We start from the raw sequence: 13,629 nt of genomic DNA on the forward strand, positions 1-13,629 counted from the left end.
TCGAAGTGGAAAGGAACCCGGCGCCAGTGATCTGTGCCACATAATTGCGCTGAATGATGATAATTCGCTGGGTTTACGTGATGAATATCACGCTCCTGAGCGGGTAAAGCGGCGTTGTGGAAGTGAAAAAGTTTACGAGCAGACTCGTAGAAATGTGAGCTGGATAAGGTTTTCTTATGCGGATTGGGTAGAGTGGCCGTGGGTGCTTGAGACTGACCGTCTCATGCATGGGACGGGAAGTGGAAAGCCCCGCCTGACTAAAAATCAGGGCGGGGGCTCGAAACGACACGTCACACCGTGGAGTTCGCTACCTCGCCCGCTTTAAAAGCAAGGAGGCATCCATGAAACGCAGAGATCCCAGTATCAGGGTTTTGATGATCATTTCTTTGACAATAATCATCTTCCGCAACACGGGAGAGGACGTAAGGCTCAGGCACCCATTAGCGGTATTTTTTGTGATAAGTATTACGCGTGGTGACAAACCCATCGGCTGCCGCCTGTGCTTCTTTGACTTTGCCTTCGTTGGCCAGCTTCAGCGCGCCGTCAATCTGCCCCACCAGGGTCTCCAGACCGTGACGGAAATCTTTCATCTCCGCGCTGTTTTCCGCTTTGCCTTCCAGCTTCGGCGGGGTCTCTTTTTGCGCATCCACCGCAGCAGTACGCATTTTGGTCAGGGCGTCTTTCATTTCCGCCGCATTGTCCGTTTTCTGCACCACCTTCAGATTTTCGCTGAGGGTGTCCATGTTGTCTTCCAGGTCAGCCAGGACCGACGTACTCATTACCAGCGTTGAAGCTGCGACGATTGCTAACAGATGTTTACGCATTGCTCACTTCCTTTTTTATTATTAAAAAAAAGCGCACCGGAGTGCGCTTGAGTATTACTGGCCGGCGATCTTCATCTCCGGTAACAACACCGATCCACACTGTATATTACTGCGGGTTTCAATATCGTTGCCCACCGTCACGATATTGCGCCACATATCCTTTAAGTTGCCGGCGATGGTAATTTCGCTCACCGGATACTGAATTTCACCGTTTTCTACCCAGAAGCCGGACGCCCCGCGCGAGTAGTCGCCGGTCACGCCGCTAACGCCCTGGCCCATCAACTCGGTTACCACCAGCCCGGTGCCCATCTCTTTCAGCATCTGCTCAAAGCTCAGGCCACGACCCGGGATCCGCCAGTTGTGGATGCCGCCCGCATGGCCGGTGCTTTGCAGCCCCAGTTTGCGTGCGGAGTAGCTGGTCAGCAGCCACTGGGTCAGGATGCCGTCTTTAATGATATCGCGACGCTCCGTGCGCACGCCTTCGCTGTCGAACGGCGTAGACGCCAGCCCTTTCAGCAGGTGCGGGTGCTCTTCAATGGTCAGCCATTCTGGCAGAATTTGCGTACCCAGCGCGTCGAGCAGGAAGGTCGATTTACGGTACACCGCGCCACCCGCGATCGCCCCGACCAGATGCCCGAACAGCCCGGTCGCCACTTCATTGGCGAAGATCACCGGTGCTTTCATGGTAGACAGTTTTCGTGGAGCGAGGCGGGACAATGTGCGTTTTGCGCACTCCATCCCAACCCACTCTGGCGACTGAAGATCGCCCAGCGCGCGGCCAATGGTGTAGGCGTAATCACGCTCCATGTCGCCGTTCTCTTCAGCGATGACGCAGCTGGAAAGCGAGTGGCGGGTGGAGCTGTAGCCCTGCAGCATGCCGTGGCTGTTGCCAAACACCTTGATGCCGTAGTGGCTGTTAAAGCTGCCGCCTTCGGTGTTGGTAATGCGCTTATCGGCATTCAGGGAGGCCTGTTCTGCACGCGCGGCGAAATCAATGGCTTCATCAGGGGTCACTTCTGCCGGGTGGAACAGATCCAGATCCGGGGCTTCAAAGGCCAGTAATTCTCTGTCTGCCACGCCCGCATAAGGGTCCGGGGAGGTGTAGCTGGCGATATCCAGCGCCGCCTGCACGGTACGCGCAATAGCGTCCGGGCTGAGGTCGGTGGAGGAGGCGCTGCCTTTACGGTTCTGGTGATAAACAGTAATCCCTAACGCGCCATCACTATTAAATTCAACGTTTTCCACTTCACCATAGCGGGTGCTGACGCTCAGGCCGGTGGTTTTACTGACGGCGACTTCTGCCCCGTCGGATTTCGCTGACGCCAGCTCCAGGGCCATGGAGACGGCCTCTTCCAGTGCTTTACGCTGTGCTGCAACTTGTGAGATCACTTTCATCGTAAATGCCATAATGTAAGGTGTAGTTAGCTGAAGTCTATCAGAGAACCGTTTCTCAGTACGCGCCTAAACTGGTAAGATTAGCCTCTTTTTTTAAGGAGCCTGACATGACTAAGCAGCCCGAAGACTGGCTCGACGACGTTCCCGGTGATGACATCGAAGACGAAGATGATGAGATCATCTGGGTCAGTAAAAGTGAAATTAAACGCGACGCCGAAGAGTTAAAACAGCTTGGTGCGGAAATGGTAGAGCTGGGTAAGAACGCGCTGGATAAAATCCCGCTCGATCCGGATCTGCGTGCCGCCATCGAACTGGCACAGCGCATCAAGAAAGAGGGCCGTCGCCGCCAGCTTCAGTTGATTGGTAAAATGTTGCGTCAGCGCGACGTAGAGCCTATCCGCCAGGCGCTGGATAAGCTGAAAAACCGCCACAACCAGCAGGTTGCCCTGTTCCATAAGCTGGAGCAGATCCGCGATCGTCTTATTGATAATGGCGATGATGCCCTGGCGGAGGTGCTGAACCTGTGGCCGGACGCCGACCGCCAGCAGCTGCGCACGCTTGCCCGTAACGCCAAGAAAGAGAAAGAAGGGAATAAGCCGCCGAAGTCTGCGCGTCTGATCTTCCAGTATCTGCGCGAACTGGCGGAAGCCGAAAGTTAATCCTCGTGCATGCTGTTCGCCGGATGGCGGCGTAAACGCCTTATCCGGCCTACAAATGCGCACGAACTGTAGGCCCGGTAAGCGTTAGCGCCACCGGGCTTTTTTATTACTCTGCTACTGCTGCTTTCTTCGCCAGACCGTCCAGCAGCTTCTGATGGATCCCACCAAACCCGCCGTTGCTCATCACCAGAATGTGATCCCCCGGCTGAGCGGCTTTCACCACCATATCCGCCAGCACATCGACATCCGCACTCCAGTGCGCAGGCTGAATACAGGCGTCCGCGACTTCTGCGACCTGCCATGGAATGTGCTGCGGCTGCAGGAGGAAGACCTCATCCGCACGGCCTAACGACGGAGCGAGATCGTCTTTGCAAATGCCCATCTTCATGGTGTTGGAGCGGGGTTCCAGCACCGCCAGAATGCGTGCCGTGCCGCCCACTTTACCGCGCAGGGCCGCCAGCGTCGCGAGGATCGCCGTCGGGTGATGGGCAAAATCGTCATACACCGTCACGCCATTGGCTTCGCCGCGCAGTTCAAGACGGCGACGGGCGTTGATGAACGATCCCAGCGCATGGGCCGCGTCGGCAGGCAGCACGCCCACATGACGGGCGGCGGCAATCGCCATCAGGCCGTTATGCATGTTGTGTTCGCCCACCAGCGCCCAGTGCACCTCCCCGACCTTTTCACCGTCCAGCAGCACTTCCCACTGGGAGGCGTCGTTGGTCAGTTTTTTCGCCTGCCAGTGGCCCTGCTCGCCCACCAGCTCCTGCTCGCTCCAGCATCCCATCGCCAGGGTCTGCTTCAGATTGACGTCGTTTTCCGGCAGGATGATGCGCCCCTGGCCCGGCACGATACGCACCAGGTGGTGGAACTGCTTCTGAATCGCCTTCAGGTCGTCGAAGATATCCGCATGATCGAACTCAAGGTTATTGAGGATCAGGGTGCGCGGGCAGTAATGAACAAATTTAGAGCGCTTGTCAAAGAAGGCGCAGTCGTATTCGTCCGCTTCAATGACAAAGAACGGGCTGTCGCCCAGACGGGCAGAAACCTCGAAATTCCCCGGTACGCCGCCGATCACAAAGCCCGGCTTGTAGCCGCAGGCTTCGAGGATCCAGGTCGCCATCCCGGCGGTGGTAGTTTTGCCGTGCGTCCCCGCAACAGCAACAACCCAGCGATCGCGCAGCACAAAGTCATGCAGCCACTGCGGGCCAGACATGTAAGGAATGTTGCGCTCCAGCACGGCTTCCACGCACGGATTTCCACGGGTCATGGCGTTACCAATGATCACCAGATCCGGCTGCGGCTCCAGCTGGCTGGCGTCGTACCCTTCAATCAGTGAGATGCCCTGGTTTTCCAGCAGCGTGCTCATCGGCGGATACACATTGGCGTCCGAACCTGTCACCTCATGGCCAAGAGCGCGCGCCAGCATAGCCAGGCCGCCCATGAAAGTGCCACAAATCCCCAATATATGAATGCGCATACGTCACTATCCCTCTTCAATGTGGCGCACATTTTACGCATATGTCTGCGGCAGAGAAACGCATTTCAGGAAAATCTGTACCTAGCTGGCGCGATTCACCTCTGCGCGAAGATTTGAAAGTTTGTTAAGATTGTTGGGCATCAACAACTTTACTCAACATCCAATGCAGGGAAGGTGTTATGAAAACGTTAGGTGAATTTATTGTCGAAAAGCAGCACGAGTTCTCGCATGCTACCGGTGAACTCACTGCTTTGTTGTCGGCAATAAAGCTGGGCGCCAAGATCATCCATCGCGATATCAACAAGGCCGGTCTGGTCGATATCCTGGGTGCCAGCGGTGCTGAAAACGTGCAGGGCGAAGTTCAACAGAAACTCGATCTGTTCGCGAATGAAAAACTGAAAGCTGCACTGCGCGCACGCGACATCGTGGCGGGGATCGCCTCCGAAGAAGAAGACGAAATCGTAGTCTTTGAAGGGTGTGAACACGCAAAATATGTCGTTCTGATGGATCCTCTGGATGGCTCCTCCAACATCGACGTTAACGTCTCTGTCGGCACCATTTTCTCTGTTTACCGCCGCGTTACCCCTGTCGGCACCCCGGTAACCGAAGAAGATTTCCTGCAGCCGGGCAACAAGCAGGTTGCGGCAGGCTATGTGGTTTACGGCTCCTCCACCATGCTGGTCTACACCACCGGCTGCGGCGTGCATGCCTTTACCTACGATCCGTCGCTGGGCGTGTTCTGCCTGTGCCAGGAACGCATGCGCTACCCGCAGAAAGGCAGCACCTACTCCATCAACGAAGGGAACTACATCAAATTCCCGTCCGGGGTGAAGAAATACATTAAATTCTGCCAGGAAGAGGATACTGCCACCCAGCGTCCCTATACCTCACGTTATATCGGCTCCCTGGTGGCGGATTTCCACCGCAACCTGCTGAAAGGTGGGATCTACCTCTACCCAAGCACCGCCAGCCACCCGGAAGGCAAGCTGCGTCTGCTGTACGAGTGCAACCCGATGGCCTTCCTCGCCGAGCAGGCGGGCGGTAAAGCCAGCGACGGTAAAGAGCGGATTATGGATATCATTCCTGAGAGTCTGCACCAGCGCCGTTCGTTCTTCGTCGGCAACGATCATATGGTGGAAGACGTTGAACGCTTAATCCGTGAATACCCGGATGCGTGATTGTTGAGTTTGACCAGAAGGGGCCGCAAGGCCCCTTTTATTTTTCCAACGATTTATACCGGTGTCGGTATAAAGCTATATAAAAATGCTGCTGTAACCCGCTGAATCAATCCGTCATCATTACGGCGTTCAAATAGTGTTCAATGGAAATCAGCAGAAATGAAAAATCTCTCTCGCTCATCCACTGGGATCGACCTCAATCTGATTCCGGTATTTATTGAAGTCGTCAGGTGCGGGAGCATGGCCAAAGCCTCTTTACGTCTTGATATGTCCAGACCCGCCGTGAGCCTGGCGCTGAAACGCTTTGGGATGCTTTTTAATGCGCCGCTGTTTAACCGCAAGGGTCTGTTTCTTGAGCCAACGCCTTATGCGCTGCACCTGACCGCCGAGATGGAAAAGCTGCTGGGCTTGATCCACGACCATATCGCCAGCGCGCCGTCCATGGGTGAGAGCATCCCGACGCCTGCTGCGGCGCCGGAATGTGATAACGCTATGCCTGTTGCATCGACAGTTTAAAGGACGACATCGCCTCGATCAGTTCGCGGGACTGCTCTTCCAGCGAGCGCGTCGCGGCGGAAGACTGCTGGACCAGCGCCGCGTTTTGTTGCGCGGTTTCGTCCATCTGATTGACCGCAATATTCACCTGCTCAATCCCCCGGCTCTGCTCGTGCGACGCGTTAGCAATCTCACGCATCAGGCGGGTCATGCGCATCACCTCGGTGGCAATCTCATCCATGGTTTCACCCGCCTGCTGGGCCAGCTCGCTGCCTTCGCTGACGTGTGACTGCGAATCGCTAATCAGGGTGCGGATCTCTTTTGCCGCATCGGCGCTGCGGCTGGCGAGGATACGTACTTCCCCGGCCACCACCGCAAAACCACGGCCCTGCTCACCCGCGCGGGCAGCCTCGACCGAGGCGTTTAGCGCCAGGATATTGGTCTGGAAGGCAATGCCGTCGATAACGCTGAGAATATCGGCGATACGACCGGCGCTGCCGGAGATGTCGCGCATCTTCTCAATCACGTAGCAGACCATTTCGCTGCCGCGATCGGCGGTATCAGACATCGTCTTCGCCACCTGATGCGCCTGCTCGGCGTTGTGGGCGTTCTGTTTCACCGTGGCGGTGAGCTCTTCCATGCTGGCTGCGGTCTGCTCCAGAGAGGTAGCGGTCGATTCCGTGCGCTGGGCCAGGTGCATGTTGCCAGCCGTCAGCTCCCGGCTGCCGGTGTCGATCTGCGAGCTGGCGTCGCGCACGCGCAGCACCGAGCCCATCAGCGACTGGCGCATCTCTTCGATGGCGGCATTCAGGCGGTTAAACTCCTGGCTGGCGGGCGCGGTCAGGGCGTGGGTCAAATCCCCGGCGGCCACATGTTCCAGCTGGGCGATGGAGGTGGAGAGCGGTTTGAGCAGCATATGGCGCAGGGCCAGCCAGGCCAGCACAATGATGCCCGCGGTCAGCAGCGCGGCGACAATAATCAGCATCATCACCTTACTTTTACTGGCCTGCACCGCCGCCACTTCGGCTTTGCCGCGGCTTTCGCTCCAGGTCTGGAAGGCCTGCATGTCGTTATCAAACTGACGCGCCACCGGCACCAGATGGTTCTCCAGCAGATCGTAATACGCATCGGCACTCTGCGCTTTCAGGGCGTTCTGCATCGGCACGATCCCTTGGGCATTATAGGCCGCGAGACTCGCCGCAACCTTCTTCAGCAGCGCTTCACCTTCTGGATCGTCCACTCCGCTATCGATCACGTTTTTCAACGTGATTTGTGCCTGGTTGATTTCGTCATTGATGTTTTTCACCGACTTGGCGGCGTCATCCAGCAGGCCCACCTCCATCATGCGAACGGCCTGCCCCGCTTCGTTGCGCGCGCGCAGGATCAGGGTGTAGCCCGAATTGAGCTGCACCAGCTGCTCGCCCTGAAGATGATTAATGCGCTGCAGTGAAGCGGAACTCTGCGTGAGGGCATAAATGCCAATACCGCTGACGAGCAGCAGCAGGAGGGTCATGACGGCCAGTAACGAAAGCAAGCCGGTACGAATCGATAGCGTTTTCAGCATGATGTAATTTCCGGTAGCGAGATAAATCTGGACAGAATTAAGGGTTATCGGCCGCTACCGGAAAAGATTTAGACATTGCGAAAATTCAGCGGGTTACCGCTTGAGGGTGGTGGTGCTCACCCGGGTGACCGGCGAGCTCTGGCGGTTCTCCCACAGTACCGTCAGACCACGCTGCAGGGCGATAAAGATAAACAGCAGGATGCCAATCGCAATCTTGGTCCACCACGAGCTGAGGGTGCCGTCGAAGTTGATATAGGTCTGGATCAGCCCCTGGATTGCCACCCCGAACAGCGTCCCCAGCACCGTGCCGACCCCGCCGCTGAGCAGCGTGCCGCCAATCACCACCGAGGCAATGGCGTCCAGCTCCACGCCCACCCCCGCCAGGGCGTAGCCCGCCTGGGTGTAGATGGAGAAGACGATCCCCGCCAGCGTCGCCAGCCCGGTGGAGAGCATATAGATGCGAATGGTGGTGCTGCGGGTGGAGATGCCCATCAGGTTGGCGGAGGTCGCGCTGCCACCGATAGCGTACACCTCGTTGCCGAAGCGAGTACGGTGGGCCAGGAAGATACCGATCACCACCACCCCCAGCATGATCAGGCCAAGAATGCTCAGCCGACCGCCGCCGGGAATTTTCCACGCCAGGCTGGAGAGGGTGTCGTAGACCGGATGGTTAATCGGGATCGACTCCTCCGACACCAGATAGCTGACCCCGCGCAGGAAGAACATCCCGGCGAGGGTGATGATAAACGCCGGGATCTTCAGGGCATCGATCAGCAGGCCCATAAAGGCCCCGAAGGCGCAGCCCATCACCAGCACCAGCGGGAAAGCCAGCAGCGGGGAGATCCCCCAGTAGCCGATCGCTTTCGCCAGGAAGACGCCGGTAAAGGCGATCACCGACCCGACGGAGAGGTCGATCCCGCCGGAGAGGATCACGAAGGTCATGCCGACGGCAATGATCCCGAGGAAGGCGTTATCGGTCAGGATGTTGCAGATCACCCGCGTCGAGGCAAAGCCGGGGAACTGCGTCAGACAGTAGAGATAGCCCAGCACGAACACGCCCAGGGTGATCATTAGCGGTAAATTACGTTTTATCATGGCCACGCATCCCCTTAATAAGACTGATAAAGCGCGGCGACTGAACGATCAGCACGCAGAGCACCACTACCGCTTTCACCACCTGGTTGAGTTCCGGCGGGAAGCCGGAAAGCAGAATGCCGGTGTTCATCCCCTGAATAATCAGCGCGCCAATCACCGACAGCAGCAGGTTGAAGCGCCCGCCCATCAGCGACCCGCCACCGATCACCACTGCCAGAATGGCATCCAACTCCAGCCACAGGCCGGCGTTGTTGGCGTCCGCCCCGCGAATATCCGCCGCGACAATAATCCCGGCAATGGCGGCGCATACCCCGCTTAAGACGTAGGTGAGCATCACCATCAGGCGGGTACTGACCCCGGCGTTTTTCGCCGCACGAATGTTAATCCCCACCGCTTCAATAAACATCCCGAGCGCGGTTTTGCGGGTGAACAGCCAGAAGGCAATCAGGGTCACCACCACGATGATCACCGGCGTCGGGAAGAACAGCAGCGAACCGCTGCCGATCCACGCCAGATTAGGGGCGTTAAAGGTGACGATCTGCCCGGAGGTGATCAGCTGCGCCACCCCGCGTCCGGCCACCATTAAAATCAGGGTGGCGACGAAGGGCTGTATTTTGAGGATCGCGACCAGGATACCGTTCCACAACCCCGCCAGCACCCCGGTGCCCAGGGTCACCAGCAGCACCACCGGCAGGCTGTGTCCGGCCACGGTCATCGAGGCCGCGGTGGCCCCGGCGATAGCCATCACCGCCCCTACCGACAGATCGATCCCTCCGGTGGCGATCACCAGGGTCATGCCAATCGCCAGCAGCGCCACCGGGGCAGCGCGGTTTAAAATATCAATCGGACTGCCGAACAGGCGGCCATCCTGGAGGATAATCTGATAAAAATGCGGCGAAACGAGGCTATCTACCAGCAACACCAGCAGCAGCGCAATGATTTGCGGCATACCGGTGGGCCAGCGGAAGCGGCGCTTCGGCTCGCCAGTCTGAGAAAGTGAACGTGGCATCACGATCTACTCCTTATGCCGCAATGGCGTTCATGATTGCCGGAACGGACAGCTCGTCCAGCGGGATCTCGGCCACCTGCTGGCGGTCGCGCATGATGATCACCCGATCCGCGTAGCCCACCAGCTCCTCCAGCTCCGACGAGATAACCAGCAGCGCCAGGCCGTCGGCGCAGAGGGTTTCGATCAGGCGGATGATCTCCGCATGCGCCCCTACGTCGATACCGCGCGTCGGCTCGTCGAGGATCAGGAACTGCGGTTTGGTCAGCAGCCAGCGCGACAGCAGCACCTTCTGCTGGTTGCCGCCGGAGAGAAATTCGATCGGCTGTTCCGCACTCGGGGTACGGATCCCCAGTTGGCGAATAAAGCGCTCGGCAATGGCGTTCTGCTCTTTACGCGGGATCGGTCGCAGCCAGCCGCGCTGGGCCTGCAGGGCCAGAATGATGTTTTCCCGCACCGAGGCGGCGGCAATAATCCCGTCGGTTTTCCTGTCTTCCGGGCAGAAGCCAATCCCAAGGCTGGAGGCCTGATGCGGGGAGCGCAGCGCCTGGGGTTTGCCTTTGATCAGCGCGCTGCCGGTGTCGGCAGGCTTGATACCAAAGATCACCTCCGCGGTTTCGGTCCGACCGGAGCCCAGTAGCCCCGCCAGGCCGACGATTTCGCCAGGGCGCACCTCGAGGTTAAAGGGGGCAATGGTGCCCTTCCTGCCGTAATCCTTGAACGCCGCAATGGGTTTCTCGCTGAGCAGCGTCCGGCCCGCACGCTGCAGGGCGTTGGTCTCCAGCTCGCGCCCAAGCATCATCTTCACCAGCTCGATTTGCGGCAGCTCGCGGGTTTCACGGCAGCCGACAAAGCTGCCGTTACGCAGGACGGTAATGCGGTCGCTCACTTCATACACCTGATCGAGGAAGTGGGTGACGAAAATCAGGCTCACCCCCTGATCGCGCAGCTGGCGCATCAGGGTGAAGAGCATCTCCACCTCCTGGGTATCCAGGCTGGCGGTGGGTTCATCGAGGATCAGCACTTTGGCGGAGAGGTCGATGGCGCGGCAGATGGCGACGATCTGCTGCATCGCCACCGAAAAACGGTTCAGCGGTTCGCGCACGTCGAGGGAAAAGCCGTAGGACTCCATCAGTCTGGTGGCGCGGGCCTCCATCTCCTTGCGGCGCAAAAAGCCAAAACGACGCGGCTCGCGACCGATAAACAGGTTATCGGCCACCGACATGTTCGGCAGCAGGTTCACTTCCTGATAGACCGTCCCGATCCCCAGCTGCTGGGCATGGGCGGTGTTTTTGGGCGATATGGCCTGGCCTTCCAGCCAGATGGTGCCGCGATCGGCGTGATAGACGCCGGTCAGGGCTTTGATTAGCGTGGATTTCCCGGCGCCGTTCTCTCCCAGCAGGGCCATGATCTCGCCACGGCGCAGGCTGAAATCAACGCTATCCAGCGCTTTTACGCCGGGAAAGTACTTGCTCAATCCTTCTGTGCGGAGGATTTCCTGGTGTTGGTCTGTGGTCATACTGCTTCCCCCTCACCCTAACCCTCTCCCCGCAGGGGAGAGGGAATTTATCGTGCCAATGGTTAAGTCCCAGCTCCGCCCTGCCTTTCTCCCTCTCCCCTGCGGGGAGAGGGCGGGGGTGAGGGGCTTAGTAGCCCATATTTTTCTTCTTCTCTAACTCTTCTTTCGCGGTATCAGGCAGGTAGAGGGTGGATTTGGTGATGGTGACTTTCTCCGGCATGGTGCCGTCTTTCTTGAATTTTTCCAGCGCGTCGAAGGCCGGGCCTGCCATGTTTGGCGTCAGCTCAACGCTGGCGTTGGCCTCTTTGTCGATCATCGCTTTATAGATATCCGGCACGCCGTCGATGGAGCCGGTCAGGATATCGGTGCCCGGTTTCAGACCCGCTTCTTTAATGGCCTGAATGGCGCCGATCACCATGTCGTCGTTATGGGCGTAAACCATGCAGATGTTTTTGCCGTTGTTCTCGGCTTTGATGAAGCTCTCCATAACCTCTTTCCCTTTACTGCGGGTGAAGTCGCCGGACTGAGAGCGGATAATCTTGATGTTTGACGCTTTGGAGATGGCATCGGCAAAGCCTTTCTTACGGTCGATGGCCACGCTGGCCCCGACGGTGCCCTGCAGCTCAACCACGTTACACGGCTTGCCATCCACCTGTTTCACCAGCCACTCACCGATTAATTTGCCTTCCAGAACGTTGTCGGCAGTGACGGTAGTCATATAGAGAGATTTGTCTTTTACATCGATGGAACGATCGAGCAGGAAGACCGGAATTTCGGCATCTTTGGCTTCTTTCAGTACCGGCTCCCAGCCTGTTGCCACGACCGGTGCAATGAAGATGGCGTCAACGCCCTGGGCGATAAAAGAGCGTACCGCTTTGATCTGGTTTTCCTGCTTTTGTTGCCCATCCGCGATTTTCAGCGTGATGCCGCGCTTTTCGGCCTCGCTTTTCGCGACGTTGGTTTCAGCCGCTCGCCAGCCTGATTCCGAGCCGACTTGTGCGAATCCTACGGTTAATGGGGCGGCCATTGCCATAGACGACATGGCTGCTGAAACTGCTGTGACAAGAAGTAAGCGCTTCCACATAAGAACGTCCTCGTAGGGTAGTTTATTGTTGGGTAAAAGGTGTTCTGCGAAAAAACTATAGACAATGCGAGATGTAACGGAGTGTGTTACATCACACTTCGGAGAAGTGAATAAAACGTTAATCACAAGTTTGTAATCGCTTTCATTGGACCATTAAAAAAGCGGCTGAGTTTATGGATTATCTTGTCATGAGAAAGGGCTGATAGTGACATCAGGGAGCGGGTATTAGCGAAAACAGGCGAAGACATTCCGTGCCAGTTGGCTATAATACTCGCCACTTGATTACCAATCATTTTAAAGGACACAGACATGAGCTTACTCAACGTCCCAGCGGGTAAAGAACTGCCGGAAGACATCTACGTAGTTATCGAAATCCCGGCGAACGCTGATCCTATCAAATACGAAATCGACAAAGACACTGGCGCGCTGTTCGTTGACCGTTTCATGTCTACCGCGATGTTCTATCCGTGCAACTACGGTTACATCAACCACACCCTGTCTCTGGACGGTGACCCGGTAGACGTGCTGGTCCCAACCCCATACCCACTGCAGCCAGGCGCGGTTATCCGCTGCCGTCCGGTTGGCGTTCTGAAAATGACCGACGAAGCTGGTGAAGATGCGAAACTGGTTGCGGTACCGCACACCAAGCTGAGCAAAGAGTACGATCACATCAATGATGTGAACGACCTGCCAGAACTGCTGAAAGCGCAGATCACCCACTTCTTCGAGCACTACAAAGATCTCGAGAAAGGCAAATGGGTTAAGGTTGACGGCTGGGACAACGCTGAAGCGGCAAAAGCTGAAATCGTTGCCTCTTTCGAACGCGCGAAGAAGAAGTAATTCTTTCTGCGTGAAGAGAGCCCCGACTTGTCGGGGCTTTTTTTTGTCTGTGCGACCTGCTGCCGGGCGGCTACGCCTTACCCGGCCTACAAAACCGTCCACGGATGTCAAAAAACAACGCCACCCGAAGGTGGCGTGGTTTATCTCAGTACTGGTCTCTGTCTAACCAGTTACCGCTTTCAATCAGCGTCAGGCCGTCGACCGAACGTTGGTACACATACATCCATGCACTGCCGTAGGGGGTCTGGATCAACCGGCGAGCGTATTCCCCGCCCTTGGTGCGCAAGGCATCAAGTTCGGCCAGCGTAGCGTTATCAATACGATAAACCTCACCCTGTACCGTTCCGTTCCCCGGAACCGCGCCTGGATAGTGGCCCAGACTGTACAACTGGTAGTGTTCAATATTGTAATTTCCCAGCAACTGGGCGTTGGTCATCCAGTGGCTGTTGCCTTGCTTGGTTCGTAAACTGCCGTAAACAAATATTCGCAT

At 57.2% G+C, this 13,629-nt stretch carries 13 protein-coding genes; 4 read left to right on the forward strand and 9 right to left on the reverse strand.

What is annotated here, in order from left to right:
- Window positions 1–440: 440 nt before the first annotated feature.
- Window positions 441–824, reverse strand: a complete 384-nt coding sequence (gene cybC / locus LG383_RS16730) for a cytochrome b562 (RefSeq protein ID WP_106994091.1) — start codon at window positions 822–824, stop codon at window positions 441–443.
- A 54-nt stretch (window positions 825–878) separates the two neighbouring features.
- The gene (pmbA, locus tag LG383_RS16735) at window positions 879–2,231 is read right to left on the reverse strand and encodes a metalloprotease PmbA (protein ID WP_106994090.1); all 1,353 of its coding nucleotides are present in this window, start codon (window positions 2,229–2,231) and stop codon (window positions 879–881) included.
- A 95-nt stretch (window positions 2,232–2,326) separates the two neighbouring features.
- Here pmbA and yjgA point away from each other — a divergent pair, with 95 nt between their 5' ends.
- The gene (gene yjgA, locus LG383_RS16740; RefSeq protein ID WP_106994089.1) at window positions 2,327–2,878 is read left to right on the forward strand and encodes a ribosome biogenesis factor YjgA; all 552 of its coding nucleotides are present in this window, start codon (window positions 2,327–2,329) and stop codon (window positions 2,876–2,878) included.
- Between the two features lie 106 nt (window positions 2,879–2,984).
- Here yjgA and mpl read toward each other — a convergent pair whose 3' ends face one another.
- Window positions 2,985–4,358 carry a UDP-N-acetylmuramate:L-alanyl-gamma-D-glutamyl-meso-diaminopimelate ligase gene (gene mpl, locus LG383_RS16745; protein WP_225759736.1) on the reverse strand — a complete coding sequence of 458 codons (1,374 nt, stop codon included), beginning with the start codon at window positions 4,356–4,358 and terminating at the stop codon, window positions 2,985–2,987.
- Between the two features lie 179 nt (window positions 4,359–4,537).
- Between mpl and fbp the strand changes: the two genes are divergently transcribed.
- Together fbp and LG383_RS16755 are read left to right on the forward strand one after the other, a co-directional pair.
- Complete coding sequence (gene fbp, locus LG383_RS16750; protein WP_166181418.1) at window positions 4,538–5,536, forward strand: class 1 fructose-bisphosphatase; 999 nt, start codon at window positions 4,538–4,540, stop codon at window positions 5,534–5,536.
- 159 nt (window positions 5,537–5,695) lie between these two features.
- On the forward strand, window positions 5,696–6,052 hold the full coding sequence (locus tag LG383_RS16755; RefSeq protein WP_166181417.1) for a LysR family transcriptional regulator: 357 nt from the start codon (window positions 5,696–5,698) through the stop codon (window positions 6,050–6,052).
- Here the strand turns inward: LG383_RS16755 and LG383_RS16760 are convergent.
- The 5 genes from LG383_RS16760 to ytfQ form a co-directional block, all read right to left on the reverse strand.
- Window positions 6,027–7,595 (reverse strand): methyl-accepting chemotaxis protein, encoded by a 1,569-nt coding sequence (locus tag LG383_RS16760; RefSeq protein ID WP_225759737.1) that lies wholly within the window; start codon window positions 7,593–7,595, stop codon window positions 6,027–6,029. The two genes, LG383_RS16755 and LG383_RS16760, sit on opposite strands and share 26 nt — an antisense overlap.
- 93 nt (window positions 7,596–7,688) lie before the next feature.
- Window positions 7,689–8,690 (reverse strand): galactofuranose ABC transporter, permease protein YjfF, encoded by a 1,002-nt coding sequence (gene yjfF, locus LG383_RS16765; protein WP_106994084.1) that lies wholly within the window; start codon window positions 8,688–8,690, stop codon window positions 7,689–7,691.
- Window positions 8,677–9,702: a galactofuranose ABC transporter, ATP-binding protein YtfT gene (ytfT, locus tag LG383_RS16770; protein WP_166181415.1), complete on the reverse strand. Its 1,026-nt coding sequence runs from the start codon at window positions 9,700–9,702 to the stop codon at window positions 8,677–8,679. Before ytfT ends, yjfF begins: the two co-directional genes overlap by 14 nt.
- 10 nt (window positions 9,703–9,712) lie before the next feature.
- A complete protein-coding gene (gene ytfR / locus LG383_RS16775; protein WP_106994082.1) occupies window positions 9,713–11,215 on the reverse strand; it encodes a galactofuranose ABC transporter, ATP-binding protein YtfR in 1,503 nt (500 codons plus the stop codon).
- Window positions 11,216–11,342: 127 nt separating this feature from the next.
- Window positions 11,343–12,299: a galactofuranose ABC transporter substrate-binding protein YtfQ gene (gene ytfQ / locus LG383_RS16780; protein ID WP_032616231.1), complete on the reverse strand. Its 957-nt coding sequence runs from the start codon at window positions 12,297–12,299 to the stop codon at window positions 11,343–11,345.
- A 309-nt stretch (window positions 12,300–12,608) separates the two neighbouring features.
- Here ytfQ and ppa point away from each other — a divergent pair, with 309 nt between their 5' ends.
- Complete coding sequence (ppa, locus tag LG383_RS16785) at window positions 12,609–13,139, forward strand: inorganic diphosphatase (RefSeq protein ID WP_106994080.1); 531 nt, start codon at window positions 12,609–12,611, stop codon at window positions 13,137–13,139.
- Between the two features lie 145 nt (window positions 13,140–13,284).
- Here the strand turns inward: ppa and LG383_RS16790 are convergent, their stop codons facing one another.
- Window positions 13,285–13,629 carry a gamma-glutamylcyclotransferase gene (locus LG383_RS16790; RefSeq protein WP_166181410.1) on the reverse strand — a complete coding sequence of 115 codons (345 nt, stop codon included), beginning with the start codon at window positions 13,627–13,629 and terminating at the stop codon, window positions 13,285–13,287.

The organism is Leclercia sp. Marseille-Q4284 (assembly GCF_916618945.1).
GTDB lineage: Bacteria > Pseudomonadota > Gammaproteobacteria > Enterobacterales > Enterobacteriaceae > Enterobacter > Enterobacter tamurae.